The sequence below is a fragment of the Erwinia sp. MYb416 genome (assembly GCF_037479575.1).
Taxonomy (GTDB): domain Bacteria; phylum Pseudomonadota; class Gammaproteobacteria; order Enterobacterales; family Enterobacteriaceae; genus Erwinia; species Erwinia rhapontici.
Map to the genome: position 1 here is coordinate 318,357 of NZ_JBBGYT010000438.1, position 25,721 is coordinate 344,077.

Sequence of the window (25,721 nt, forward strand, 5' to 3'; positions counted from 1 at the left end):
TGAAGATGATTAACGTTGTCTGCGTGGCTGCCGCCGCGCTGCTAATGACGGCCTGTGCCCAAAAAAAAGAAACGGTCTATTACTGGGGGGATTACCAGCCCTCACTTTATAGCTATTACAAACGTGACAAATCACCTGAACAACAGATTGAATCGCTGAACGCGGTGGTTGAGCAGGCGAAAGCAAAAAATAAACCCGTACCTCCTGGCCTGCATGCCCAGATAGGATTGCTATATGTGGAAACCAGCCGTCCAGACCTGGCTTTTCAGCAGTTCAATGCCGAAAAATCACAGTTCCCGGAATCAGCCGCTTATATGGATTTTCTGATGCGCAATAAGGACAAGAAATAATGAAATTACGGATCTTTATTGCCGCAGCTGTGGCGCTGGTACTGAGTGGTTGCGCTAAACAGACGCCTTATGACTATACGGCTTTTCGTGCCAGCAAACCTACCTCGATTGTGGTGTTGCCTGCGAAGAACAGCAGCCCGGATATTCAGGCTGCCCACAGTCTGGTGTCGGTGATAACCGCGCCGCTGGCCGAGTCCGGTTATTATGTGTTCCCGGTGGCGGTGGTAGATAAAACCTTTGAGCAGAACGGCCTGGCCAGTGCCGATGATGCTCAGGGTGTCAGCACCGCTAAACTACACGAGATTTTCCATGCTGATGCGGCACTGTATGTTGAAGTGCTCAGCTACGGCACCCAATATAGGGTCGTGGACAGTGCGACTCAGGTCAGCGCAGTAGCACGTCTGGTTGACCTGCGTACCGGTAAACAGATCTGGGCGGGTAAAGGCTTTGCGTCCGATGCTCAGGACAACAGTAACAACGGCCTGGTGGGCATGTTGATAACCGCAGCGGTGAAGCAAATCTCCAACAATATGACCGACAAAAGTCATGATATAGCGATTATTGCCGGGAGCACGATGCTCTCTGCCGATGGTCGCAACGGCAGTATCCTGCCAGGGCCGCGCGCCAAAGTGAAAACGGCGTTATAACGCTGATGCAAACAGGGGCGATCGCAGAGGATCGCCCCTGTTTGCTGCTATTGCCCCGGTGTTTCCAGTCTGCTGTAACCCAGTCCGTTAATCTTTTTCACCTTTATCTGCACCGGAATACGTTCCTTCATTGCCTCAACGTGGCTGATTACCCCAATCGTTTTGCCACTGGCATTGAGCGCATCCAGCGCATCCAGCGCACTGTCGAGTGTCTCCGCATCCAGCGTGCCAAAGCCTTCATCCAGGAACAGTGACTCAATACGGGTTTTATGGCTGACCAGATCGGAAAGGGCCAGCGCCAGCGCCAGACTGACAAGGAAGCTTTCGCCGCCGGACAGCGTGCGGGTATCACGCTGTGCGTCAGCCTGCCAGGTATCAACAACCTGAAGCTCTAACGCTTCCTGCGATTTGCGCTGCAACAGATAACGACCGTGCAGACGGTTAAGCTGATTGTTGGCCAGCCACACCAGATGATCTAACGTCAGCCCCTGGGCAAAGCGGCGGAATTTATCCCCTTCTTTGGAACCGATAAGCTGATTGAGGTAGCTCCAGTCTTCCAGCTGCTGTTCGTTAGCGGCGATCTCAGCCAGCAATGTCTGCTGTTGTGTGCGCCGTTCGCTGTCATCTCGCAGCTGCTGACGTAGCTGACCCTGCTGGCTGGCCAGCTCGCGCAGTTGCTGATTTAACTCACTCAGCTGGCTTTCCAGTAGTATCCGTTGTGCAGGCAGGTCATCAAAATGGCCTGATTGGTTCACCATTTCGTCTAATTGCGATTGTAGATTAATCAACTGCTCATTTAGTGATTTATGCTGTCCGGTCAGGGTATTTATCCTGTCCTGCTGCTGTTGCCACGCAGTCTGCGCCTGGCGAACGGCCTGCGCATGCTGTTCCGTCTCTGTTCGCAGCTGCTGCTGTGCAGTCGTAACGTCGCGATCGCCAAACAATGCCTGGCGCTGCTGCTGGCAGTGCTTCAGCGTTTCCTGCTGTTGTTGCAGACGCTGGTCGAGCTGAGCCAGGCGTGCCTGTTGTTGTTGTAACTCTTCTTCCAGCGCCTGTTGGCGGCTGGAGAGTGTCGCCAGTTCAGGGACCAGCGCAGCCAGCGCCTCGCTGTTGCTGCGCCACTGTTGCCACTCCGTTTCGCGCAGCTGCAACCAGCGCTGGTAATCACCATCCTGCGGCAGTGTCAGCCCCAGCGGTGCAACCCCTTCTGCCAGCTTGATGCGCAACTGTTCTGCGCGCTGTTCATCCAGGGTGAGCTGTTGCTGCTGTTCGCTCTGCGTCTGCGTGGCGGCAGTAAACTGCTGCTGCTGAAGCTGGATCTGCTGTTGCAGGGCCTGCCAGGCCTGCTGATGCTGATACAGCGCCTCTTTTTGCTGCTGGCAGTGGCGCAACGCTTGCTCCAGCTGCTGTAACTGCTGCTGCTTTGCCGTTTCCTGCTCATCCTGCTGTGCCAGCCAGTCGCTGGTCTGTTGATCCTGCTGCGGGCTGAGTGACAGCGCCAGGGCGGCGGTGGCGGACTGCCATTGCTGCTCCAGTTGCTGCATCTGACGGTTCAGTTCCGCCTCTTCCTGCAACTGGCGCTCATCCTGCTGTTGCGCCTGTTTAAGCTGCGCGGCGCAGGTACTGCCCTGATCTTTAAGCTGTTCAACATCACGCTTTAATGCGTCCAGCCGCTGCTGATTTTCCGACAGCTGTAACGCCTGATACTGCTGTACGGCCGGATGGTTTTCTGAACCGCACAGCGGGCAGGGCTGGCCCGCTTCCAGCTGTGCCCGGTGCTGTTCCAGATCGGCAATACGCCGCTCCAGCTCACAGCGCTTTTCCAGGTCCTGCTGATGTTGATATTTCTCTTTCCAGCTGGCCCGCAGGGTAAGTAACTGCTCACTGTTTTGCTGGATCTGTTGCGTTAGCGTCTGGCGCTCCTGCTTTAAGCGCGTGAGGCGTATGTTCAACTGCTGCCACTGCGGGAGCAGGGTGGCCAGCAATAACCGCTGCGGGCGCTGGCGGGCAAATTGCTCCAGTGCGGCGCGCAGCGTCTCTTCGGGGTGCAGCTGTTGTAGCGAGGCCAGCTGTTGTTGCACTTGATCGAGGCTGGTCTTTGCGGCGGCCAGCTGCTGCTGTAACGGGGCCTGCTGCTGCTGGAGCTGCTGGCTGGACTGCTCACAATCCTGCACCTGCCGTTGCTGGGCCTGGAGTCGCAAGCGTTGTGCGGTCAGTGACTGCTCACTATCCTGCTGCTGGCTAAAGCGTTCACGCCACAGCGGCAGATGCTCGCCATAGTGCGTATACGACGGATGTGCCTCACGCCAGGTGCTTAACTGCTGCTGTTGCGTCTGTTTTTCCTGTTGAGTCTGCTGGTTTTTAGCGCTTTCCTGCTGGCGCGTGGTGAGTGCAAGTTGGTGTTAACTTCGCTCACGCTCCAGCTGCTGTTGCTGTTCGCGCAATGTGGCCAGTTGCAAATCAAGCGGCAGGACCTGTTCGGCGATCAGGGTTTCCTGTTGCAAACGCAGCGTCTGGTGTTGCGCCTGCGCCTGCACGATCTGCTCTTGCTGCTGCGTGGCCAGAACCAGCGCCTGCTGTGCCTGCTCCTGCTGTTGATCCAGCTGCTGCGCGCTGACGGTCAGCTGTTGCTGCTCCCGTTGCAAGCGTTCAATCTGTTGCAGTTCCTGACTTTTTTTCAGTTGGATCTGCTGTTGTGAAGTAAGCACCTGCTCCTGCTCCACACTTTGTGCCAGCTGGCTGTTAAGGAGGGCGCACTGCTCTTCGGTGAGCAAACTCATACCGCTGGACTGGGCGCGCAGGGTATCCAGCGTCACTTTCGCCTGTTTATGGCGATCAAACACCGCCGCCGACAGTCGACCGTATATTTCGGTGCCGGTCAGCTCTTCCAGTAGCTCGGCACGTTTATTGGCATCGGCATTGAGGAACGCGGCAAACTGCCCTTGTGACAGCATCATCGATTTGGTGAAGCGTTCGAAGTCCAGCCCGGTCAGACTGGCTACCCTCTCCAGCTTATCTTTGACCTTGTCGGCCACGATGTGATTATCGCTACAGCGTGCCAGCTCAACCCGCGGTGCCTGCAGGTTGCCATCGGCGGCGCCGCGAGCGCGGCTCTGGCTCCAGAAAGCGCGCCAGGCAACACCTTTCACCTCAAATTCCACTTCTGCCAGGCACTCGGCGGTATCACGGGTCATCAGGTCATTTTGCGACTGAGTGATGCCTTTCAGGCGCGGTGTTTCGTGATACAACGCGAGGCAGATGGCATCCAGCAGGGTGGTTTTACCTGCGCCCGTCGGGCCGGTAATGGCGAACAGGCCGTTGCTGGCAAAAGGTTCTGCGGTGAAGTCGATTTTCCACTCACCCTTCAGCGAGTTGAGGTTTTTAAAGCGCAGCGTCAGAATTTTCATGATGGCTGCTCCTCATGGCGAACGGCTTCCAGCGTTTGAGCAAACAGCACTCTGGCGCGTTCCAGCCGTTCAGGTTCCTCGGCCTCCAGCGCCAGACGGCGGGAAAACACCTCTTCAACACTCAATTCATTCAGCGTTTCATTGTTCTGTCGGGCGATCACCTGTTCGCGCTGTTCGCGGCTGCGACGCAGCAGCACCACTTCTACGGGCAGGGATTCGGTCAGCTCCTGGATACGGCGCTGTAACTCACTGAGGTAAGCATCGGTGACGATTTCAATGTCCAGCCAGATGGTACCACCCTGTGGATCGGCCGTGAGAGCCGCCAACTGCTGCTCAATCTGTTCCAGAGAGCCTTTGATCATCTGCATTGGCTGGAATAACGGGATCGGTAAGGCTTCGACCGCGCTGAGTTTGCCGTCGCTGAAGTCGACCTGAAACACGCTTTTGGCTTTACCCAGCTCATCAAAACTGAGCGGGATCGGCGAGCCGCTGTAGCGAATATGATCGCTATCGGCAATGCGCTGAGCGCGATGGATATGCCCCAGGGCGATATAGTCCGCAGGGGGAAAACAATCGGCGGGGAAGGCATCCAGCGTGCCGATATAGATATCACGCACCGCATCGCTTTTGGTCACACCCATTGTTGTCAAATGGCCGGTGGCAATAATGGGTAGCGGCAGGCCCAGTGCATCACGCTGTTTCAGCGCTTCCTGCCAGCACTGCTGATAGTGTTCAGTTATGGCTTCCAGCAGGCTTTGCTGCTTTTCGCGCCCTGACTGCCCGCTCTGGCTGCGCAGAATATCGCGCGGGCGCAAAAAAGGAATGGCGCACAGCAGTGCACCGGGCTGGCCATCGCGGCGATTCAGAACCAGAACCTGTTGACGAACATCGTCGCAGGCGGCGGCGATCACCCGAGTGTTCAGGCAGGCCAGCAGCTCGCGGGATTCATTCAGCATGGCGACTGAATCGTGATTGCCGCCCAGTACCACCAGTTGACAGCCGGTCTGCTGCAGATTGACCACGAAGCGGTTATACAGCTCACGCGCGTAGCTCGGCGGAGAGCCGGTATCAAAGATGTCGCCTGCCACAATAATCGCATCCGCCTGCTGTGCTTCTGCGTTCACCAGCAGCCAGTCAAGAAATGCCTGGTGCTCGGCTGCCCGGCTTTTGGTGTAGAAAAACTGGCCAAGATGCCAGTCGGCAGTATGAATGATGCGCATGGGGGTCCTTTCATGGCAGAAAGCGTGGGGAGTATTATACCTGTCCTGCATCCCGAATTATTCAGAGCAGATAAACATATTGATGAGGAGGGGATTTTATTTAATTCCATCAATGCTTTTAGGGGGTGCTTTTTTCATAAAAGTGTCATAAAACTGACGCATAATGGCGCCGCATATCCCCGTGACAACCTGTCACTGTAGCAGGAGCAATAATGGCCAAGCGCATTCTGGTGGTTGAAGATGAAGCCCCAATCCGTGAGATGTTGTGTTTCGTTCTGGAACAAAATGACTATCAACCGATCGAAGCCGAGGACTATGACAGCGCAGTAAGTATGCTCATTGAGCCGTGGCCGGATTTAATCCTGCTGGACTGGATGCTCCCGGGTGGTTCCGGCATTCAGTTTATTAAGCATCTGAAGCGTGAAGCCATGACCCGGGATATTCCGGTTATGATGCTGACCGCGCGTGGCGAAGAAGAAGATCGCGTCCGTGGCCTGGAAGTGGGTGCCGACGATTACATTACGAAACCCTTCTCACCCAAAGAGCTGGTGGCCCGTATTAAAGCGGTGATGCGCCGTATTTCACCGATGGCGGTGGAAGAGGTGATTGAAATGCAGGGGCTGAGTCTCGATCCGTCATCGCATCGCGTGATGTCTGACACGCAACCGCTGGAAATGGGGCCGACCGAATATAAATTGCTGCACTTCTTTATGACGCATCCTGAGCGTGTTTACAGCCGTGAGCAGTTGCTAAACCATGTCTGGGGAACTAACGTTTACGTCGAAGATCGTACCGTTGATGTGCACATTCGTCGCTTACGTAAGGCGCTGGAACTGACCGGGCACGATCGTATGGTGCAGACGGTTCGCGGAACAGGTTATCGTTTCTCTGCACGCTATTGATTGTTCGCGCTGGAGTCTGAACCGTGTTGGAACGCCTCTCCTGGAAGAGATTATTGTTTGAGCTGCTGCTTGCCGGTTTGCCCGCGTTACTGCTCGGGCTGCTGGTGGGTTGGCTCCCCTGGCTGCTGTTAATCTCAGTACTCTGTGTGCTGGGCTTTCATTTCAACAACTTACTTCGACTCTCTCACTGGCTGTGGGTTGACCGCAGCATGACACCTCCCAGCGGCCGTGGCAGCTGGGAACCGCTGTTTTACGGCCTGTATCAAATGCAGGCGCGTAACCGCCGCCGCCGCCGTGAACTCGGTCATCTGATCAAACGTTTTCGTAGCGGTGCAGAATCTCTGCCTGATGCGGTGGTACTGACCACCGAAGAGGGGACGATTTTTTGGTGCAACGGCCTCGCACAGCAGATGCTGGGGCTGCGCTGGCCGGAAGATAACGGGCAGAATATCCTCAATCTGCTGCGTTATCCCGAGTTTACCCGCTATCTGCGTCAGCGTGATTTTTCTCGCCCGCTTACGCTGGTGCTGAACAGCCATCGCCATCTTGAATTTCGTGTGATGCCTTACAGTGAAGGGCAATGGTTGCTGGTGGCGCGTGATGTCACCCAGATGCATCAGCTGGAAGGGGCCCGGCGTAACTTCTTTGCTAATGTCAGCCATGAACTGCGTACGCCGCTCACCGTATTGCAGGGGTATCTGGAGATGATGAACGATTCCGTGCTGGAGGGCAGTCTGCGCGATAAGGCCCTGCACACCATGCAGGAGCAGACTAAACGCATGGACAGCCTGGTGAAACAGTTGCTGACCTTGTCACGCATTGAAGCTGCTCCGGCGATCGATTTGCAGGAAACCGTGGATGTGCCGATGATGCTGCGGGTGTTGCAGCGCGAAGCGGAAACGCTCAGTAACGGCCGCCATGATATTTATTTCCATACCGACCCGCATTTGCGCGTGTTTGGCAACGACGAGCAGCTGCGCAGTGCGATTTCCAATCTGGTGTATAACGCGGTTAACCATACGCCGGATGGCACACGTATTGATATCAGCTGGCTGCGCAGCCCGCAGGGGGCACAGTTTAAGGTTAAAGATAATGGACCCGGGATTGCACCGGAACACCTGCCTCGCCTGACCGAGCGTTTCTATCGTGTTGATAAAGCGCGTTCCCGACAGACGGGCGGTAGCGGATTAGGGCTGGCTATCGTGAAGCATGCGCTCAGCCATCACAATACGCGCCTGGATATCAGCAGCACACCCGGTGCTGAAACCTGTTTCAGCTTTCAATTGCCACCAAGGTTGATTGTCAGTGCCGAACTGGTCGAGAATGCGTTGCATTAAGTCTCACGGAACCCATGCAATGAAATTGTTAATCGCGCTGGCGCTGCTGCTGGTCAGTTCGCAGGTCCCGGCGAAGCAGGGCATGTTGGCGGGGAATCTCACCAGCGTTGGCTCGGATACGCTGGGTAACCTGATGGCGCTGTGGGGTGAGAGTTTTAATCGTCAGTATCCCGGTGTGAATGTGCAGATCCAGGCGGCCGGTTCGTCGACTGCGCCGACCGCGCTTGCCGCGGGGGCTGCTCAGCTAGGTGCGATGAGCCGCCCGATGCAGGCGGTAGAACGCCAGTTATTTGAAGACAGTTACGGTTATCAGCCGCTGGCTGTACCGGTGGCGATGGATGCGCTGGTGGTGGTGGTCAATCAGGATAACCCGTTAACCGGCCTGAATGCCCAGCAACTGGACGCCATTTTCTCGGTGACGCGTCGCTGTGGCGGGTTATCCGTGCCCAAAACCTGGGGGGATTTACAGTTAACTCAGCCCGGTTGGGCGACGCGGGGATTACAGCGCTTTGGCCGTAACTCGGCCTCCGGGACTTGGGGATTCTTCAAACAGCAGGCGCTGTGTAACGGTGACTTCCGTAATGATGTCGGAGAATATCCCGGCTCTGCCGCTGTGGTGCAGGCCGTTGCGGGAACGTTGAATGGCATTGGTTATGCCAGTGCCGGGTTTCATATCAGCGGCGTCAAAACCGTGCCGGTGGCGCGTGATGGCAATGACTGGATCGCGCCAAGCGCCGAGAATATTCGCAGCGGCCGCTATCCTTATGCACGTCCTCTTTATATCTATGTCAATAAAGCGCCCGATAAACCACTGGAGCCTCTGACGGCTGCCTTTTTGCGTTTAGCGCTCTCTCCACAGGGCCAGGCGCTGGTCAGCCAGGCGGGGTATCTGCCCCTGTCTGAGCAGCAGATGCAGCGCGCCCGTGCGATGCTGGCCGAGTAACCGTGCCTTCGGGCGAGGCATGCCTCGCCCCTACAATACATGGGTCCCCGTCTCGTAGGGGTCAGGCACGCCTGCCCCCTGTACCCGTGCCTCGCCCCTACAATATATTGCTCCCATCTCGTAGGGGTCAGGCACGCCTGACCCTGTCACTGTGCCTCGCCCCTACAATATATTGCTCCCACCTTGTAGGGGTCAGGCACGCCTGACCCTCACTCAGTCATCATGAAAATTATTCATCTGCCGTGAAATTTCTTCGGTTGCCGCTGAAGGTTTCTCATGAGACCTTTAGCTCAACAGACATATAGACATCCAGATGTCTAAAAATAACCTGATGTAATTATTACGTCACTAAATTATGCGCCGCGTGCAGGCCAGGAGTTTTCATCATGACAACATTTACCCCATACCGTGCCGAAGTGGTTGGCAGCTACCTGCGTCCGGCTGAGATTAAACAGGCTCGTAAGCAGTTTGAGGCTGGTGAGATAGATGCTGCGGCACTGCGTGCGGTGGAAGATGAAGCGATCCGTAAGGTGGTAGCCCATCAGCGTGAAAACGGTTTGCAGGTGGTGACTGATGGCGAATTCCGCCGCGCCTGGTGGCATTTCGACTTCTTCGATGGTCTGGATGGCGTGGAGCGTTATGAGGCCGAGCAGGGTATTCAGTTTAACGGTGTGCAGACAAAAGCACGGGGTGTGAAAGTGACCGGTAAGCTGGGCTTTAGCAATCATCCGATGCTGGAAGATTTCCGTTTCCTGCAAAGCATCAGTGGCGATGCCGTGGCTAAGATGACCATTCCAAGCCCCAGTGTGTTGCACTTCCGCGGTGGGCGTAAAGTGATTGATGCTGAGGTTTATCCTGATCTGGATGTCTATTTTGACGATCTGGCGCAGACGTATCGTGACGCCATTAAAGCCTTCTATGATGCTGGCTGCCGTTATCTGCAACTGGATGATACTGTCTGGGCCTATCTGTGTTCTGACGATCAGAAACAGCAGATCCGCGAACGTGGCGATAACCCGGAAGAGCTGGCCCGCACCTATGCCCGTGTACTGAATAAAGCCATCGAAGGGAAGCCGGATGACCTGGTCATTGGCCTGCATGTCTGTCGTGGCAACTTCCGATCCACCTGGATCTCCGAAGGTGGCTATGAGCCGGTGGCCGAAATCCTGTTTGGCGGCGTCAACATTGATGCTTTTTTCCTGGAGTACGATAACGAGCGTTCTGGTGGATTTGAGCCATTACGCTTTATCAAACCGGGCAAACAGCAGGTGGTTCTGGGCCTGATCACCACGAAAACAGGGGAGCTGGAAGCCGCTGAAACGGTGGAAAAACGCATTCGCGAGGCATCACAGTTTGTCCCCCTGGATCAAATTTGCCTGAGCCCTCAGTGCGGCTTTGCTTCAACGGAAGAGGGCAATAGCCTGACGGAAGAGCAGCAGTGGGCTAAGCTGCGCCTGGTGGTGGATGTCGCCAGCCGCATCTGGTAATGACTGCATCATTTTGTGTACAGGGCGCGGTTTTCCGCGCCTTTTGTGCATATGACGAGGGTTTATTGCAGAAATTAACGTTGTGTCGGACGAAAAAGATACAAATCATGTAAGGCATTCTTCATCAGATCTAAATATATGCACTGGTTATGCAGTCTTTTGCGCTATATCATCCTGCTTTTCCGATCCCGTATTGCCTTTCTTCGCTATAAACGTTCTACTTACCCCCGTTTTTTCGTCATCCCCCTGCATACAGAAAATAATCAGCTCACATTCGCTGTCAACCCGGTATTACAAAGTGCATTCCACTGTATTGGTTTGATTCGGCGGCGTTTTTAGAGCGAGCAGGGGGACAGGTTTTCAATTTGAGCCTGACATTACGACTTTTCACACCATCACGGGCAACACAATTTCTTATGACACATCGTTTAACTTCGAAAGATATCCTGGCGCTGGGCTTTATGACATTTGCCCTGTTCGTCGGTGCGGGAAACATCATTTTCCCCCCTATGGTGGGGATTCAGTCTGGCGAACATGTCTGGATGGCCGCTATCGGTTTTCTGATCACGGCTGTGGGTCTGCCGGTGATTACGGTGATTGCGCTGGCGCGCGTGGGCGGTGGCATTGATGCCCTCAGCTCACCGATTGGCAAGGCGGCTGGCATCGTGCTGGCCACCGTCTGCTATCTGGCCGTTGGCCCGCTGTTTGCCACACCGCGTACGGCGACCGTGTCGTTTGAAGTGGGGATTGCCCCACTGACCGGTGATGGTGCGTTGCCGCTGATGATCTACAGCGTCGTCTACTTCGCCCTGGTGATTGGCATTTCCCTCTATCCTGGCAAACTGCTGGATACCGTGGGGCACGTACTGGCACCACTGAAAATTTTCGCACTGGCCGTTCTGGGCCTGGCCGCGCTGCTGTGGCCTGCGGGCGGTCTTGCACCGGCAACGGCTGATTATCAGCGTGCGGCGTTCTCGAGCGGCTTTGTGAACGGTTATCTGACCATGGATACCCTCGGCGCGCTGGTGTTCGGTATTGTTATCGTCAATGCAGCACGCTCACGCGGCATCACAGAAGCGAAGTTACTCACGCGTTACACCGTGATAGCCGGCTTGATTGCGGGTGTGGGTCTGACGTTGGTATACCTGGCACTGTTTAAACTGGGTTCCGACAGTGCATCCATTGTTGACCAGAACGCTAACGGTGCGGCCATTCTGCATGCCTACGTACAGCATACCTTTGGCGGTATGGGCAGCTTCTTCCTGGCGGCGCTGATTTTTGTTGCCTGCATGGTGACCGCTGTCGGCCTGACCTGTGCCTGCGCGGAGTTCTTTGAGCACTACTTGCCTCTTAGCTATCGTCAGCTGGTGTTTATTCTTGGTCTGTTCTCGATGGTGGTGTCTAACCTGGGTCTGAGTCATTTGATTCAAATTTCAATTCCAGTGTTAACTGCGATTTACCCACCTTGCATCGTACTGGTACTGTTGAGCTTCACTTTAAAATGGTGGAAAAAAAGCTCAAGGATTATTGCGCCAACGATGCTGGTTAGCCTGGTTTTCGGCATTGTTGATGCAATCAAAAGTACGAACTTAAAGGCACTTCTGCCAGCAGTAACCCAGAATCTGCCACTGGCAGACCAAGGTTTGGCATGGTTGCCACCTTCACTGGTGATGCTGGTATTGGTAGCCGTGTACGATCGCGTTACAGGCCGCCAGTCGGTTACTGCGCATCAGCAATAGCGTTGTAAAAACTCCCCCTTACCTCCTTGCCGGTAAGGGGCCGACAGGTGTAAATATGACAAGTACAACACTCAAAAAGGGACTGAGTACCCGCCATATCCGGTTTATGGCTCTGGGTTCTGCCATTGGCACCGGACTGTTTTATGGTTCGGCTGACGCCATCAGAATGGCTGGTCCTGGCGTTTTGATTGCCTATATGGTGGGTGGGCTCGCGGCCTATATTATTATGCGCGCCCTGGGTGAAATGTCCGTTAACAACCCACAGGCCAGCTCTTTCTCCCGCTACGCACGTGATTACCTCGGCCCGCTCGCAGGGTATATCACCGGCTGGACCTACTGTTTTGAAATCCTGATTGTTGCCATTGCCGATGTCACCGCTTTCGGCATTTATATGGGCGTGTGGTTCCCGGACGTTCAGCACTGGATTTGGGTATTGAGCGTGGTGCTGATTATCGGCGCGCTTAACCTCGCGACGGTAAAGGTGTTTGGTGAGGTCGAATTCTGGCTGTCACTGTTTAAAGTGGCCACCATTATCGTGATGATCGTGGCCGGTTTTGGCATTATTTTCTGGGGCATTGGCAACGGTGGCCAGGCAACGGGGATCAGTAATCTGTGGACCCACGGCGGTTTTGTCCCCAATGGCTGGATAGGCGTGGTGCTGTCATTGCAGGTAGTGATGTTTGCCTTCGGGGGTATTGAAATTATCGGCATCACAGCCGGTGAAGCGAAAGATCCGCAGGTGTCGATTCCTTTGGCGATTAATACGGTACCGCTGCGTATTCTGGTGTTCTATGTCGGTACGCTGTTTGTGATTATGTCCATTTACCCCTGGAACCAGGTGGGGACGAACGGTAGTCCGTTTGTACTGACTTTCCAGAATTTGGGCATAGCCGCCGCCGCAACAATTCTTAATTTTGTGGTGATTACCGCCTCGCTGTCGGCGATTAACAGCGATGTATTTGGCGTGGGGCGTATGCTGCACGGTATGGCAGAGCAGGGACATGCGCCGAAAGTGTTTGCTTCCGTATCACGCAGAGGCGTGCCGTGGGTCACGGTGCTGGCGATGATGATGGCGATGCTGGTGGCGGTATACCTCAACTACCTGATGCCAGAGAAAGTGTTCCTGGTGATCGCCTCATTGGCCACGTTTGCTACCGTCTGGGTGTGGATTATGATCCTCTTCTCGCAGATCGGCTTCCGTCGTACGTTGACGCCTGAGCAACAGAAAGCGCTGAAGTTTTCGCTGCCGGGTGGCACGGCCACTGCCGTAGTGGGGATTCTGTTTCTGATGTTTGTGATTGGGCTGATTGGTTATTTCCCGGATACCCGTATTTCACTTTACGTCGGGATGGGGTGGATCCTGTTGCTGCTGGTGAGCTGGCAATGGGTGAAACGTAAGAATCGTTAGACAGCATGTGAGCGACGTTTGTTAATGCTGGCCAGTAAGATGGCCAGCATTATCTTCTGTCTCTTTTTAAGCTGGTGTTGATCGTCTTGCGCTAAAGATCGCCAACAGCGGAGCAACAGCCAGTACGCTAAACATCACCCATGCTGCATTGCTGGCACCTTCTATTCCACCGGGTATATTCAGCCCTCCCAGATTCGCCAACATCCCGGCCAGTGCGGCGCCCAGCGCAGTGGCAAACAGTTGTACCGTGGAGATTGAGGTCGCTGCGGCATCCTGATCCTCTTCCGGTGTGACATCCAGCACCCGTGCCAGCAGATGGGGCCAGCCCAGCCCGATACCAAAGCCAACCAGCAGTAATCCCAGCGAAATGATGACCACCAGCGTTCGCCCATAGTCGCTTTGTACCGGCAGGGAGAATGACAGTATCGCCATTCCGGCCAGAACCAGTATGGGTCCGATAATGATCGCCAGCGAAACACGCCTGGCGCGCCAGCCGGAGCTCCAGATTTCGGCCAGCGTCCAGCCCGCCGCCATCAGTGCCGCCAGATAGCCGGACATCAGCGGAGTCTGCCCGTGCAGATTTTGTAGAAAGTAGGGCACAAAGGTTTCACTGGTCATGCCGACAACCAGCAGGCCGATAGTCAGATAAAGTGGTAGCAGAGGGGAACTCAGGCGCAGTGCGTTACGTGGCAGCAGGCAGGCATCACTGCGCAACTCCTGGCGGATTAATAGTGCCATCATCAGGACTGCCAGCCCGACACCGATCAGATTGTCAGTGAGTGCTGAGCTGGTGCTGCCAATGCTGATTGCCAGCACCGCAGCGGTAAGCAGCATCAGCTGTACCCACGGCAGGCGAGTGGCGGGCCTGCGCTCCTCGCTATCATCGGGTAAAGCCCGCCAGACGACCCATGCGTAGATGAATGTCACCGGTAGCAGAAAACCAAAAGCCAGCCTCCATGCATCGATATCGGCAAAAATTCCGCCAATAGCCGGACCGACCAGGGTCGCCACTCCCCACATACCAGAAATGAGCGCGAAGGCACGTGTCCAGAGCGAACGTTCAAATACTGAATAAATCATGCTGTAGCCAAGTGCAAACAGGTACCCTCCACCTAGCCCCTGAACGGTGCGTCCCAGCAACATCATCAGCATACTCGGTGCCAGGGCACACAGCAGAGAACCCGCGATAAACAACAGAATAGCAATAGCATAGGTGCCGCGAGACCCGGTCCGGCTCAACGTCCGACTGGTGAGCGCCGAGCCAAGTATGGAGGCCACCACAAACAGCGTAGTATTCCATGCGTAAAGATGTAGCCCGCCAATCTCTTTGACGACCGAAGGTAGCACGGTGGTCGCGATGTAAATATTAATGGCATGCAGCGCCACTCCTCCCGACAGCGCAATCGAGCGTGCGGCATTCTTTCCGGAGAGAAGATCTCCCCAGTTTCCTTCATGTGATGACATAATGGCTCCTTTAAACCCTGCAGTGAGTCACCCTGGGGTTGTCGGCCGCACAGCCCTGAGGTAAAATAATAAAACAAGTAAATGCTTTGAATATTAAGGGGGGGAAAGAAAAACTTGTCAATAAATCACTTGCCTGCCACGTCTGAAGAGCACTTATCGTCATCAAAGCGTCTGTTGTACATGCTGAAAACTCGTGGGCCTCAGCAGGCTTCCGGGGCGGGAAAGGCGCTGGGAATGACAGCAGAAGCCGCGCGCCAACAGTTCACCAAACTGGCAACAGAGGGACTGGTGACCGCTGTTTCCCGGTCACAAGGTGTTGGGCGGCCTTCGCAGTTTTGGCAGCTTACCGCAGAAGGGGAAAAGCAATTTCCTGATACACACCCTGAACTGACCGTACAACTGCTGGAAGTGGTTCGCGATTCGTTTGGTGAACAGGCCATTGAGATATTGATTGCGAAACGTGAGCAGAAATCCCGGGAGCTTTACTGGCAGGAGCTTGGTCATCTGAAAGGTTTAACCGCACGGGTTGCACGACTGGCAGAGATACGCTCCGCTGAAGGCTATATGGCGGAATACGAAACAATGGATGATGGCAGCCTGCTGCTGATTGAAAACCACTGTCCCATCTGCGCTGCCGCGGCGACCTGTCAGGGCTTTTGTCGTGCAGAACAGGCCATTTTCACTGAGGTGCTGGAGGCCGAGGTGGTCCGCGTGGAACATATTCTCAGCCAGTCACGGCGCTGTGCTTATCGTGTGAAACCGTATCAGGACGAATAATTCCCTGGCTTTTCCAGTCAACCGGAATAAATAAAAAGTTAACGTATTTATTCCGGTGTCAGGAGTCAGGCTGGTGTAATCGGGAACGCTGAACGCAACGATATACGTTCACCCTGATGATTGTCGCTATCTCTTACTGTTCGTAGCTGACCGGTGCCAGCACCTCGTGATCGATATTTTTCCTGATACGGTTTAGCGTTGATTCATAAGGGCAAAGCGTACCGACCTTGGTGATTTTACAGCCGTCGAATCCCAGCTCGCTGATCAGCGGTGGCTGAGTGGCGTTGAGCGGTGTCAGATAACGAATTTGATCGAGTGTCTGCGCCTGGAAATAGAGACGGATATAACGTTTTCCGGTCTGCGTCTCGCGCCAGCGTTCAAACACCAGACTGCCCGCCGGAGGAATGTTGCCTCGCGGATAACTGGCCTGCTGCCAGCTAAAGTTCAGCATGGTACGCAGCCAGGAAATGTTGGTGTCGTGCGCGACATACAGCAGCCATCGCACGTCGGGCGGCCCCCCTTTTACCGGTTGGGTTGCCAGCGCTTTGGCGATTTGATCCATTAATATCGATCCGCCACGCTGCGCGATATAAGGCACATCGTTGATATAATCGTATTTTGTGGTTAGCAGCGGCATCAGTTTTGCCACGTCAGCGGCGGAGTGAACGTGGCCAAAAGCCACGTTGGCAGAAGGTTGATTTTCGCTCCATGCCAGGCGGAAAGTCTCTGCCATATTCGCCAGCGTTGCGAGTCCCTCGACCTCAAAACGCCCGTCCTTGCTACGCTTGATACTCCATGGGTGATCGAAGATAGGGCAGGGATGGTCCGCCTGACAGACGGTTGCTTTCAAACGGGCGATCTCCGGGGCTGCACGCTGCTCTGCCTGCTGAACGCTCCCGCCCATTGCCTTTTCAATTCCCGCCCGGGCCTGTGCTTCGTCCAGTGGTGCCAGCCCCATCTTATCGCTCTGGAACAAGGGATCGCTGTCATCGCTGACGCTGTGCACCGTCACATCACACCCCGGGAATGCGCCATCGGTTAATGCTTTCGCCGTCGCTTTTGTGCGCTGTAGCGGGCTTGCCCAGACATACAGTGTCTTGCTGTCAGGGCATCCCGACGTCAGCAACCCGGCCTGACGCCAGCCGTTTGCCTCATACCCGCCTTTCAATACCGCAGCGGCATAACCGTGCCCGGTCAGTTCGCCATCGGCGGTCAGCCACTGTGGCCAGGAGCGATCTGTCCCTGCCTCCATTGCTTTGGTGTTATCCGGCGTGGGCGGGCGGACCCCATGGCGACTGATCTCCACGACTTTTTCCAGGTGAAATGTTTCTGCCTGCACTATCTGGCTACTGAATACCGGCACCATGGCCAGGGCAAACACCAGGCGTGGCAATACCGTCTGTATCGTTAACATAATGATCCTCTATGCACACGTGTGCAATTACAAGTGTAAAAAAGGCGTGTTACAACGTTGTGACAGAATAATGACCAGAATGAAAAAATGATTCCGTGATCGTTATAACATAAAACAAATTGTCCAAATCAGGCGGAGTGACGGCGGATAAGTGTGACAGGAACAGATTTTTGCTGCGAAGGCTGGGTGAAGTTTTTCAGCCTTTCCAGTAGAGAATGAACGGCAAGTTGCGCCAGTTTGTCGGTATCTTGCTGGATCGTCGTCAGTTGATACGCAGCGAATGCGGCCTGTGGGATGTCATCAAATCCGGCGACTTTAATCGCAGAGAAAGCAGGATGCTGGTGCAAATAATCCAGGGTGCCCATCGCCAGCATATCGGTGGCACAAAAGATCGCCTGTAAATTGGGATAATCAGCAAGCAGTTTAGCTGCGGCGTCCCAACCCGCCTGATAACCGCCTCGTGGGCAGAAAAGGGCAATGGCCTGCGGCGCCTGTTCACGAAAGGCCTGCCAGCGTTGGTCAGTGCTGAAGTTTTCCGCCTCTTCCCCGATAAAGGCCAGCCGTTGCAGGCCCTGTTCCCTGAACAGGGCGGCTACCAGCTTTGCACCCTGCGCATTATCACTGCAAATGCGATCGGCACCGGGCAGGTTGGCGTGACGATTGATTAACATCACGGGGATCTTTTTTGCCAGATACTCTTCGGCCAGCGACAGTGGAGGCGCGCCGGAGGTGATGATTACTCCCGTCACATGGTAGCTGAGCAGCTGGCGAAGTGAGGGTTCTAACTGTTGGGGATCGTCGGCATTCATCAGCAGAGGAATAAACCCCTGTAACGCCAGATGATGCACCAGCGGGGCCAGCAGTTTACTGCGAAAAGGATTATCGAAGCCGGCGGTGATGATCCCGACAAAATTACTGTTACCGGTGATCATGGTGCGCGCAATGATATTCACCTGGTAGCCCAGCTCACTGGCGGCGGCCATCACCTTCTGGCGCGTCGGTTCAGAAACGGAAGCGCCAGGGGTGAAGGTACGCGAGACGGCAGAACGTGATACACCGGCAAGGCGTGCAACATCGGCCGCAGTAACCCAACTTTTGTTTTCAGACGCCATCGGCACTCCCTCAGTATGTGCCGCTGAGTATTACCGCAATACTGCGGAAAGTCATGGCGTTTCTCAGTGTGATGCGGGTTGATTCTGATAGCTTACCGGGCGAATCAGTGACCGGTCGATATTCTGGTTAAGGCGTTGCAGTACGCTGTCGTAAGGGCACAGAGTACCTGCTTCGGTTTTCTCACAGCCGGCAAATTTTAACTCGGTGATCAGTAGCGGGTGGTGGCGGTCGATGGGTGTCAGTTGACGAATCTGATCAAGACTCTGCCCCTGGAACAGAATGCGGATAAAACGTTTCCCGCTTTGTGTCTCTTTCCAGCGTTCAAATACCAGGCTTCCTGCTGGCTGGACAGTGCCACGAGGATAGTCACCCTGTTGCCAGCTGAAATCCAGCAACGTACGCAGATAGGCGATATTGACGTCATGAGCGACGTACAGCAGCCAGCGAGCCTCCGGCGGTGCATCCTGTTGCGGCGTCACGCCCTGTTGCAATGCTTTGGCAATCTGCTCCATCAATAAGGAACCGCCACGCCGGGCGACGTAGGGTTGATCGTTGGTGGCATCGTATTTCGGTGTCAGTAATGCCATGAGCTTGCCGATCTGTGCGGCACTGTCGGCGTGACCAAACGCCACCTGACTCAGCGGTTTATTATCGCTCCACTCCAGACGAAGGGTTTCTGCCATAGCCGCCAGGGTATCCAGACCGGTGATCATAATACGGCCATCGGAGGCGAATTTTATTTCCCACATTTTATCAAAGATTGGGCAGGGCTTATCTGGCTGGCAGACGGCCTTTTTCAGCAGGGAGATCTCTGGTTGCAGCCGTTTTTGTGCATCGGCTGGCGTGCCGCCCAGGGCGGTCAGTGCCCCCTGACGCTGTTGCTCCTGGTCGAGGGTGGCATATCCCGGACCCTGGTTTTGAAACAGCGGATCGTTTTTTTCCGGGGAGTGATGAATAGTGATGCCACAGCCGGGGAAGGCCCCGTCAGTCAGGGCTTCAGCAGTGGCACGGGTTCGCTGTAACGGACTGGCCCAGACAAAAATATCTTTCTCTGTCGGGCAGCCTGCGCCAAGCAGGCCAAGCTGACGATACTGGTTTCCCTCATATTGGCCTTTAAGCCATGCCGCGCTGTAGCCGTGACCAGTGAGCTGACCGTCGGCGGTTAACCAGCTTATCCAGGGGCGATCACTGCCGGTCTCCATCTCTTTACGGTTATCCGCCGTTGGCGGGCGAACGCCGTGGCGGCTGATTTCCACCACTTTTTCCAGCACATAGTGAGGCGCGGCCTGGGCCATCAGGCTCAGTGAACTGAACAGGGTGGCGAGGGAAAAACGCAGAGCACTCTTTTTCATCGGGATCATCCTTGTGATGGGGGACAGGTCAGTGGGCATCATGACAAAATTTCGTCTAAAGGTGTGACGAAAGATGGGGGGCGGGAAATTGAGGTGAAAAAAAAGCCCGCCGAAGCGAGCTTTCCTGGAAAACGCACAAGCAATTACAGCTTAGAGGCGTTCTCAGTCAGGTACTTAGCAACACCTTCTGGAGATGCGCCCATACCTTCTTTTCCTTTTTCCCACTGAGCCGGGCACACTTCGCCGTGCTCTTCGTGGAATTGCAGCGCGTCAACCATGCGCAGCATTTCGTCAACGTTACGGCCCAGTGGCAGATCGTTAACCACCTGGTGGCGAACCACACCGGCTTTGTCGATCAGGAAAGAACCACGCAGAGCCACGCCCGCATCCGGGTGCTCGATGCCGTAGGCTTTCTGAATTTCACGTTTGATATCAGCAACCATTGCGTACTGAACTTCGCCGATGCCGCCTTTATCAACCGGAGTTTTACGCCATGCGTTGTGCACGAACTCTGAATCGAAGGAAACACCAACCACTTCCACGCCGCGTTTCTGGAATTCTGCATAGCGCTTGTCGAAAGCGATCAGCTCAGAAGGGCATACGAAGGTGAAGTCCATTGGCCAAAAGAACACAACGGTGGCTTTACCAGCGGTGTGTTTTTTAAAGTTGAAGTTTTCTACGATCTCACCGTTGCCCAGTACGGCTGCGGCGGTAAAATCAGGGGCTGGACGAGTTACCAGGACCATGTTCACTCCTGTAAAAGTAAGTTGAAATAAGGTGACAATACGCGGGCAGTATACGGGGCGTGCCCCATCAGGGACCAGCGTGCTGTACCGATTATTAAGATAGGCTATACCTATCAAAATCGTAGTAATTATCAAGCAGTTTCATACAATAACCTTTTTTAAAAAAAGGGCAAGGTGTAAAACTGGGCAAGATGTTTCACAACTTCCGCTGAACAGCTTGCGCCATCATACGCGGGTAAAGCTGCCAGAATAACACTTCAAGCTGTTGATAGTTATCAACGAAATCTTGATAACTGTCTTCCAGTGCTGCCAGTTTAGGACGGCGGCTTGCCATCCCGCGCAGCACCTCTTGCAGAAAAGGAGCATCGGCATAACGCTCCATCCAGCGTCCGGTCCATAAGTAGTGATTAAGATTCTGGAATCGCTCCGGGGTTGTCCCAAGTTGCGGTTCGATCACACTTTTCACCTGTGACAAAAAAGCTGGCAAAGAAATTTCCGGCACCAGCTTATCCCAGTGAGATGACAGAAAATGATCCCAGATGACGTCAAGCGTAATCGGTGCCACCCGGCGGGTATTGATGCGAAAAAGCTGGCGGGCGCTGCGCACTTCCGGTAAGGAATCGGTCAGTGCATCAATCCGGCGGTGAAGTGCAATACCGTCAGCGATAGCTTCAGGCCATTGCTGATGCGGGTTGCCGCGCACATAGTCGGCCATCATATTGCCCAGCAGCGAGCTGTTGGCAAGGGTGGCCATATGGAGGTGAGCAAGATAGTTCATGGCGCGATTCTAGCGTAGTTTCTGTCGATATTAAGCAGATTGTTTAGCTATGAGCAGTTTTCAGCTAGAATGTGCGCCCTGATTTCCCAGACTGTGAATGACCATGCGCGTTGCCGATTTTACTTTTGAGTTGCCCGAATCTTTGATTGCCCACTATCCGCAAGCCCAGCGCAGCGGGTGCCGCCTGCTATCGCTGAATGGCCCGGATGGCGAACTGACGCATGGGGTATTCACCGATTTGCTGGATAAGCTCAATCCCGGCGATCTTCTGGTGTTTAATAATACCCGGGTGATCCCGGCACGTATTTTTGGCCGTAAGGCCAGCGGTGGAAAAATCGAGGTGCTGATTGAGCGCATGCTCGATGATAAACGCGTGCTGGCACATGTACGTTCCTCGAAAGCCCCTAAGCCAGGCACTGAATTGCTGCTGGGTGATGCTGAAAATGTGCAGGCCACCATGGTGGCACGTCATGATGCGTTGTTTGAAATTGAGTTTCATGATGAGCGGCCGGTTCTCGATATTCTGAACGCCATTGGCCATATGCCGCTGCCGCCGTATATTGATCGCCCGGATGAAGACGCCGACCGCGAACTTTATCAGACGGTGTACAGCCAGAAACCAGGGGCGGTAGCTGCCCCAACAGCGGGCCTGCATTTTGATGAGCCTTTGCTGGCTGCGCTGCGTGAGAAAGGTATTGAGACAGCGTTTGTCACCCTGCATGTTGGCGCGGGGACCTTCCAGCCGGTGCGCGTTGACACCATCGAAGATCATATTATGCACGCGGAATACGCCGAAGTGCCGCAGGATGTGGTGGATGCAGTGCTCGCCTGTAAAGCACGCGGCAACCGGGTGATCGCGGTCGGCACCACCTCGGTGCGTTCGCTGGAAAGCGCCGCGCAGGCGGCGCAGGATGCGCTGATTGCCCCGTTCTTCGGCGATACGAAAATCTTTATCTACCCTGGATATCACTATCAAGTCATTGATGTGCTGGTGACCAATTTCCACCTGCCAGAATCGACGCTGATTATGCTGGTGTCGGCGTTTGCCGGATATCAACACACGATGCAGGCTTACCAGCAGGCCGTGGCTGAAAAATATCGTTTCTTCAGTTATGGTGATGCGATGTTTATTACCCGTAATCCTGAGGCGTACGCCGAGATCCCGGGCCAGTAATTTTCCCGCAGGGGGCAGGCATGCCTGACCCTCTTTTAACCATTACATCAGACTGTTTCTCTGGTGGAGGCAATGTGAAGTTTGAATTAGACACTACTGATGGTCGCGCACGCCGTGGCCGTCTGGTTTTTGAGCGCGGCGTGGTAGAAACCCCGGCATTTATGCCAGTGGGGACCTACGGCACGGTAAAAGGCATGACCCCGGAAGAAGTGATCGATACCGGTGCACAGATCATCCTCGGCAATACCTTCCATTTATGGTTGCGTCCGGGCCAGGAGATCATGAAATTGCACGGCGATCTGCATGACTTTATGCAGTGGAAAGGCCCGATCTTGACGGACTCCGGCGGTTTCCAGGTGTTCAGCCTGGGTGACATCCGTAAGATCACCGAGAAGGGCGTCCATTTCCGTAACCCAATCAACGGTGATGCGATCTTCCTCGATCCCGAAAAATCAATGGAGATTCAGTACGATCTCGGTTCTGATATCGTGATGATCTTTGATGAATGTACACCGTATCCGGCTGACTGGGATTACGCGAAGCGTTCAATGGAGATGTCTCTACGCTGGGCACAACGTAGCCGCGATCGCTTTGATTCTCTGGGAAATAAGAACGCATTGTTCGGTATTATCCAGGGCGGGGTTTACGAAGATTTACGTGATGTCTCCGTTAAAGGACTGGTAGATATTGGCTTTGATGGGTACGCTGTGGGCGGCCTGGCGGTCGGTGAACCGAAAGAAGATATGCATCGTATTCTGGAGCATGTTTGCCCACAGTTACCTGAGGATAAACCGCGCTACCTGATGGGCGTCGGTAAGCCGCAGGATCTGGTGGAAGGCGTGCGCCGTGGTATTGATATGTTTGACTGTGTGATGCCCACCCGCAACGCACGTAACGGACATCTTTTCGTGACCGACGGCGTGGTAAAAATCCGCAATGCGAAGTATAAAGATGACACGTCTCCGCTCGATGCTGAATGCGACTGCTACACGTGCCGCAACTACAGCCGTGCTTACCTGTATCATCTTGATCGCTGTAACGAAATTTTGGGTGCGCGTCTGAACACCATCCACAATCTGCGTTACTATCAGCGCCTGATGGCTGGTTTACGCCAGGCAATCGAAGAGGGTAAATTAGCGCTCTTCGTGACCGAATTCTACCAACGGACAGGATTGGCGGTTCCGCCTTTACCGTCTGATAATTAAACAATGAGGGAAATTTAATGAGCTTTTTCACTTCTGATGCCGTAGCAGCCGCAGCACCATCTCAGGGAAGTCCTTACTCTCTGGTGATTATGTTGGTTGTGTTTGGTCTGATTTTCTACTTTATGATCCTGCGCCCTCAGCAGAAACGTGCGAAAGAGCACAAGAAACTGATGGACTCAATTTCTAAAGGTGATGAAGTGCTGACCACCGGTGGCCTGGTGGGCCGTGTGACTAAAGTTGCTGAAACCGGCTATGTTGCTATCGCACTGAACGAAACCACTGAAGTTGTGGTCAAACGTGACTTCGTCGCTGCCGTTCTGCCGAAAGGTACAATGAAAGCGCTTTAATTTTCGATTTCCCTAAGGGAACTGCCGTGTTAAACCGTTATCCTTTGTGGAAGTACATCATGCTGATCGTCGTGTTACTCGTCGGTCTGCTGTATGCACTTCCTAACCTGTATGGTGAGGATCCGGCCGTTCAGATCACTGGTGCGCGCGGAAGCGCCGCCAGTGAGCAAACGCTGGTTCAGATCCAGACCGCATTAAAACAAGATAATATCCAGAGCAAATCACTCGCGCTGGAAAATGGCGCTATTATGGCGCGTTTCGCCAACACGGACGTGCAGATGCGCGCGCGTGAAGCGATTACTAAAACGCTGGGCGATAACTACGTCGTGGCGCTTAACCTCGCTCCCGCAACACCGTCCTGGTTAGCCATGCTCAATGCGGAACCGATGAAACTCGGTCTCGATCTGCGCGGTGGCGTTCACTTCCTGATGGAAGTCGATATGGATACTGCTCTGAGTAAACTCCAGGAACAGAACATCGATAACCTGCGAAGTGACCTTCGTGATAAAAGCATCCCTTACGTTAACGTTCGCAAAATCAATAATTACGGTCTGGAAATTCGTTTCCGTGATGCCGCAGCACGTGATCAAGCCGTCAGCTATCTGGCAGGCCGTCACCGCGATATGGTCATCAACAGCAGTGGCAGCAATGCCCTGTCGGCTGTCATGTCTGATGAGCGACTGCGTGAAGCCCGTGAATACGCGGTACAGCAGAACATTAATATTCTGCGTAACCGTGTGAATCAGCTGGGTGTTGCAGAACCACTGGTACAGCGTCAGGGTTCTGACCGTATCGTCGTGGAATTGCCGGGTATTCAGGATACTGCACGCGCGAAAGAGATCCTCGGCGCAACCGCAACGCTGGAATTCCGTCTGGTGAATACCTCTGTGGATGCCACTGCCGCTGCGAACGGCCGCGTTCCGGGCGACTCTGAAGTGAAAGACACCCGTGATGGCCAGCCTGTTGTGCTGTACAAGCGTGTGATCCTCACCGGCGACCACATCACCGACTCCACCTCAAGCACCGATGAATACAATCAGCCTCAGGTTAATATCTCCCTGGACAGCGCTGGCGGTAACATCATGTCCAACTTCACCAAGGACAGCGTCGGTAAAGCGATGGCAACCCTGTTTGTTGAGTACAAAGACAGCGGGAAGAAAGACGCCAACGGTCGCTCAATCCTTGAGAAGCAGGAAGAAGTGATTAACGTGGCGAATATCCAGTCTCGTCTGGGTAACAGCTTCCGTATCACCGGCATCAATAACCCGAACGAAGCGCGCCAGCTGTCTCTGCTGCTGCGTGCCGGGGCGCTGATTGCACCGATCCAGATTGTTGAAGAGCGTACTATTGGCCCGACAATGGGTCAGCAGAACATCACTCAGGGTCTGGAAGCCTGCCTGTGGGGCCTTATCGCTTCCATCATCTTTATGGTGGTGTGGTACAAGAAATTTGGTCTGATTGCGACCAGTGCGCTGCTGGCTAACCTGGTGCTGATTGTCGGTATCATGTCGCTGCTGCCGGGTGCTACGCTGACCATGCCGGGAATTGCCGGTATTGTGCTGACGCTGGCGGTTGCGGTGGATGCTAACGTACTGATTAACGAACGTATCAAGGAAGAGCTGCGCAACGGACGTTCCGTTCAGCAGGCGATCCATGAAGGCTATAAAGGCGCGTTCTCCAGTATCGTTGATGCTAACGTCACGACGCTGATTAAAGTGTTGATCCTGTACGCAGTCGGTACTGGCTCAATCAAAGGCTTTGCGATCACCACGGGAATCGGTATTGCGACCTCGATGTTTACCGCAATTATTGGTACTCGCGCCATTGCCAATCTGTTGTACGGCGGCAAACGCATCAACAAGCTGTCTATCTGAGGAGTGCGTTGTGTCACAGGAACATAGTGTTGAACAA

20 protein-coding genes and 1 pseudogene are annotated in these 25,721 nt (G+C 54.4%); 13 read left to right on the top strand and 8 right to left on the bottom strand.

Annotated elements, in window-relative coordinates:
• The first annotated feature begins 5 nt into the window (after window positions 1-5).
• Both WH277_RS10950 and WH277_RS10955 read left to right on the top strand, forming a co-directional pair.
• On the top strand, window positions 6-350 hold the full coding sequence (locus WH277_RS10950; RefSeq protein ID WP_445235334.1) for a DUF4810 domain-containing protein: 345 nt from the start codon (window positions 6-8) through the stop codon (window positions 348-350).
• Entirely contained in the window at window positions 350-997 is a 648-nt protein-coding gene (locus WH277_RS10955) for a DUF799 domain-containing protein (protein WP_339505666.1), read from the top strand. Before WH277_RS10950 ends, WH277_RS10955 begins: the two co-directional genes overlap by 1 nt.
• Window positions 998-1,044: 47 nt before the next feature.
• Here the strand turns inward: WH277_RS10955 and WH277_RS10960 are convergent.
• Window positions 1,045-4,404: pseudogene (locus tag WH277_RS10960) on the bottom strand (AAA family ATPase).
• The gene (gene sbcD / locus WH277_RS10965) at window positions 4,401-5,624 is read right to left on the bottom strand and encodes an exonuclease subunit SbcD (RefSeq protein WP_133846277.1); all 1,224 of its coding nucleotides are present in this window, start codon (window positions 5,622-5,624) and stop codon (window positions 4,401-4,403) included. The pseudogene WH277_RS10960 and the gene sbcD overlap by 4 nt, the downstream one beginning before the upstream one ends.
• A gap of 212 nt (window positions 5,625-5,836) precedes the next feature.
• On the opposite strand from sbcD, the gene phoB reads away from it, so the two are divergent.
• From phoB to proY, 6 genes are all read left to right on the top strand, one after another.
• A complete protein-coding gene (phoB, locus tag WH277_RS10970; RefSeq protein ID WP_133846278.1) occupies window positions 5,837-6,526 on the top strand; it encodes a phosphate response regulator transcription factor PhoB in 690 nt (229 codons plus the stop codon).
• A 23-nt stretch (window positions 6,527-6,549) separates the two neighbouring features.
• Window positions 6,550-7,863 carry a phosphate regulon sensor histidine kinase PhoR gene (gene phoR, locus WH277_RS10975; protein ID WP_133846279.1) on the top strand — a complete coding sequence of 438 codons (1,314 nt, stop codon included), beginning with the start codon at window positions 6,550-6,552 and terminating at the stop codon, window positions 7,861-7,863.
• A gap of 19 nt (window positions 7,864-7,882) precedes the next feature.
• A complete protein-coding gene (locus WH277_RS10980; RefSeq protein WP_133846280.1) occupies window positions 7,883-8,806 on the top strand; it encodes a PstS family phosphate ABC transporter substrate-binding protein in 924 nt (307 codons plus the stop codon).
• Between the two features lie 386 nt (window positions 8,807-9,192).
• Entirely contained in the window at window positions 9,193-10,293 is a 1,101-nt protein-coding gene (locus WH277_RS10985) for a cobalamin-independent methionine synthase II family protein (protein ID WP_339505667.1), read from the top strand.
• A 416-nt stretch (window positions 10,294-10,709) separates the two neighbouring features.
• Window positions 10,710-12,032 carry a branched-chain amino acid transporter carrier protein BrnQ gene (brnQ, locus tag WH277_RS10990; RefSeq protein ID WP_133846282.1) on the top strand — a complete coding sequence of 441 codons (1,323 nt, stop codon included), beginning with the start codon at window positions 10,710-10,712 and terminating at the stop codon, window positions 12,030-12,032.
• A gap of 55 nt (window positions 12,033-12,087) precedes the next feature.
• Complete coding sequence (gene proY, locus WH277_RS10995) at window positions 12,088-13,440, top strand: proline-specific permease ProY (protein ID WP_133846283.1); 1,353 nt, start codon at window positions 12,088-12,090, stop codon at window positions 13,438-13,440.
• Window positions 13,441-13,506: 66 nt separating this feature from the next.
• Here the strand turns inward: proY and WH277_RS11000 are convergent, their stop codons facing one another.
• Window positions 13,507-14,904, bottom strand: a complete 1,398-nt coding sequence (locus WH277_RS11000) for an MFS transporter (RefSeq protein ID WP_227535786.1) — start codon at window positions 14,902-14,904, stop codon at window positions 13,507-13,509.
• 180 nt (window positions 14,905-15,084) lie between these two features.
• Here WH277_RS11000 and WH277_RS11005 point away from each other — a divergent pair, with 180 nt between their 5' ends.
• Window positions 15,085-15,681, top strand: a complete 597-nt coding sequence (locus WH277_RS11005) for a helix-turn-helix transcriptional regulator (RefSeq protein ID WP_238337089.1) — start codon at window positions 15,085-15,087, stop codon at window positions 15,679-15,681.
• 133 nt (window positions 15,682-15,814) lie between these two features.
• On the opposite strand, the gene WH277_RS11010 is transcribed toward WH277_RS11005, so the two are convergent.
• The 5 genes from WH277_RS11010 to WH277_RS11030 form a co-directional block, all read right to left on the bottom strand.
• Window positions 15,815-17,095, bottom strand: a complete 1,281-nt coding sequence (locus WH277_RS11010) for a histidine-type phosphatase (RefSeq protein WP_339505669.1) — start codon at window positions 17,093-17,095, stop codon at window positions 15,815-15,817.
• Between the two features lie 128 nt (window positions 17,096-17,223).
• Window positions 17,224-18,207 (bottom strand): LacI family DNA-binding transcriptional regulator, encoded by a 984-nt coding sequence (locus tag WH277_RS11015; protein ID WP_339505671.1) that lies wholly within the window; start codon window positions 18,205-18,207, stop codon window positions 17,224-17,226.
• Window positions 18,208-18,270: 63 nt separating this feature from the next.
• Window positions 18,271-19,569, bottom strand: a complete 1,299-nt coding sequence (locus WH277_RS11020; protein ID WP_445235335.1) for a histidine-type phosphatase — start codon at window positions 19,567-19,569, stop codon at window positions 18,271-18,273.
• A gap of 134 nt (window positions 19,570-19,703) precedes the next feature.
• Window positions 19,704-20,306, bottom strand: a complete 603-nt coding sequence (locus WH277_RS11025) for a peroxiredoxin C (RefSeq protein ID WP_133846288.1) — start codon at window positions 20,304-20,306, stop codon at window positions 19,704-19,706.
• A gap of 196 nt (window positions 20,307-20,502) precedes the next feature.
• The gene (locus WH277_RS11030; RefSeq protein ID WP_339505674.1) at window positions 20,503-21,084 is read right to left on the bottom strand and encodes an ACP phosphodiesterase; all 582 of its coding nucleotides are present in this window, start codon (window positions 21,082-21,084) and stop codon (window positions 20,503-20,505) included.
• A 103-nt stretch (window positions 21,085-21,187) separates the two neighbouring features.
• Here WH277_RS11030 and queA point away from each other — a divergent pair, with 103 nt between their 5' ends.
• From queA to secD, 4 genes are all read left to right on the top strand, one after another.
• The gene (gene queA, locus WH277_RS11035) at window positions 21,188-22,258 is read left to right on the top strand and encodes a tRNA preQ1(34) S-adenosylmethionine ribosyltransferase-isomerase QueA (RefSeq protein ID WP_212814412.1); all 1,071 of its coding nucleotides are present in this window, start codon (window positions 21,188-21,190) and stop codon (window positions 22,256-22,258) included.
• Window positions 22,259-22,332: 74 nt separating this feature from the next.
• Complete coding sequence (tgt, locus tag WH277_RS11040; RefSeq protein ID WP_133846290.1) at window positions 22,333-23,463, top strand: tRNA guanosine(34) transglycosylase Tgt; 1,131 nt, start codon at window positions 22,333-22,335, stop codon at window positions 23,461-23,463.
• A gap of 17 nt (window positions 23,464-23,480) precedes the next feature.
• Window positions 23,481-23,810 (top strand): preprotein translocase subunit YajC, encoded by a 330-nt coding sequence (yajC, locus tag WH277_RS11045; RefSeq protein WP_062747803.1) that lies wholly within the window; start codon window positions 23,481-23,483, stop codon window positions 23,808-23,810.
• 26 nt (window positions 23,811-23,836) lie between these two features.
• The gene (gene secD / locus WH277_RS11050) at window positions 23,837-25,684 is read left to right on the top strand and encodes a protein translocase subunit SecD (RefSeq protein ID WP_133846291.1); all 1,848 of its coding nucleotides are present in this window, start codon (window positions 23,837-23,839) and stop codon (window positions 25,682-25,684) included.
• Window positions 25,685-25,721 lie beyond the last annotated feature (37 nt).

Coding starts and splice junctions, on each gene's coding strand:
- phoB (WP_133846278.1), top strand. CDS start 5,837: ATGGCCAAGCGCATTCTGGTGGTTGAAGATGAAGCCCCAATCCGTGAG.
- yajC (WP_062747803.1), top strand. CDS start 23,481: ATGAGCTTTTTCACTTCTGATGCCGTAGCAGCCGCAGCACCATCTCAG.
- WH277_RS10955 (WP_339505666.1), top strand. CDS start 350: ATGAAATTACGGATCTTTATTGCCGCAGCTGTGGCGCTGGTACTGAGT.
- WH277_RS11020 (WP_445235335.1), bottom strand. CDS start 19,569: ATGATCCCGATGAAAAAGAGTGCTCTGCGTTTTTCCCTCGCCACCCTG.
- WH277_RS10980 (WP_133846280.1), top strand. CDS start 7,883: ATGAAATTGTTAATCGCGCTGGCGCTGCTGCTGGTCAGTTCGCAGGTC.
- WH277_RS11025 (WP_133846288.1), bottom strand. CDS start 20,306: ATGGTCCTGGTAACTCGTCCAGCCCCTGATTTTACCGCCGCAGCCGTA.
- queA (WP_212814412.1), top strand. CDS start 21,188: ATGCGCGTTGCCGATTTTACTTTTGAGTTGCCCGAATCTTTGATTGCC.
- WH277_RS11005 (WP_238337089.1), top strand. CDS start 15,085: ATGCTGAAAACTCGTGGGCCTCAGCAGGCTTCCGGGGCGGGAAAGGCG.
- proY (WP_133846283.1), top strand. CDS start 12,088: ATGACAAGTACAACACTCAAAAAGGGACTGAGTACCCGCCATATCCGG.
- brnQ (WP_133846282.1), top strand. CDS start 10,710: ATGACACATCGTTTAACTTCGAAAGATATCCTGGCGCTGGGCTTTATG.
- WH277_RS10985 (WP_339505667.1), top strand. CDS start 9,193: ATGACAACATTTACCCCATACCGTGCCGAAGTGGTTGGCAGCTACCTG.
- WH277_RS11010 (WP_339505669.1), bottom strand. CDS start 17,095: ATGTTAACGATACAGACGGTATTGCCACGCCTGGTGTTTGCCCTGGCC.
- WH277_RS11030 (WP_339505674.1), bottom strand. CDS start 21,084: ATGAACTATCTTGCTCACCTCCATATGGCCACCCTTGCCAACAGCTCG.
- WH277_RS11015 (WP_339505671.1), bottom strand. CDS start 18,207: ATGGCGTCTGAAAACAAAAGTTGGGTTACTGCGGCCGATGTTGCACGC.
- WH277_RS10950 (WP_445235334.1), top strand. CDS start 6: ATGATTAACGTTGTCTGCGTGGCTGCCGCCGCGCTGCTAATGACGGCC.
- WH277_RS11000 (WP_227535786.1), bottom strand. CDS start 14,904: ATGTCATCACATGAAGGAAACTGGGGAGATCTTCTCTCCGGAAAGAAT.
- sbcD (WP_133846277.1), bottom strand. CDS start 5,624: ATGCGCATCATTCATACTGCCGACTGGCATCTTGGCCAGTTTTTCTAC.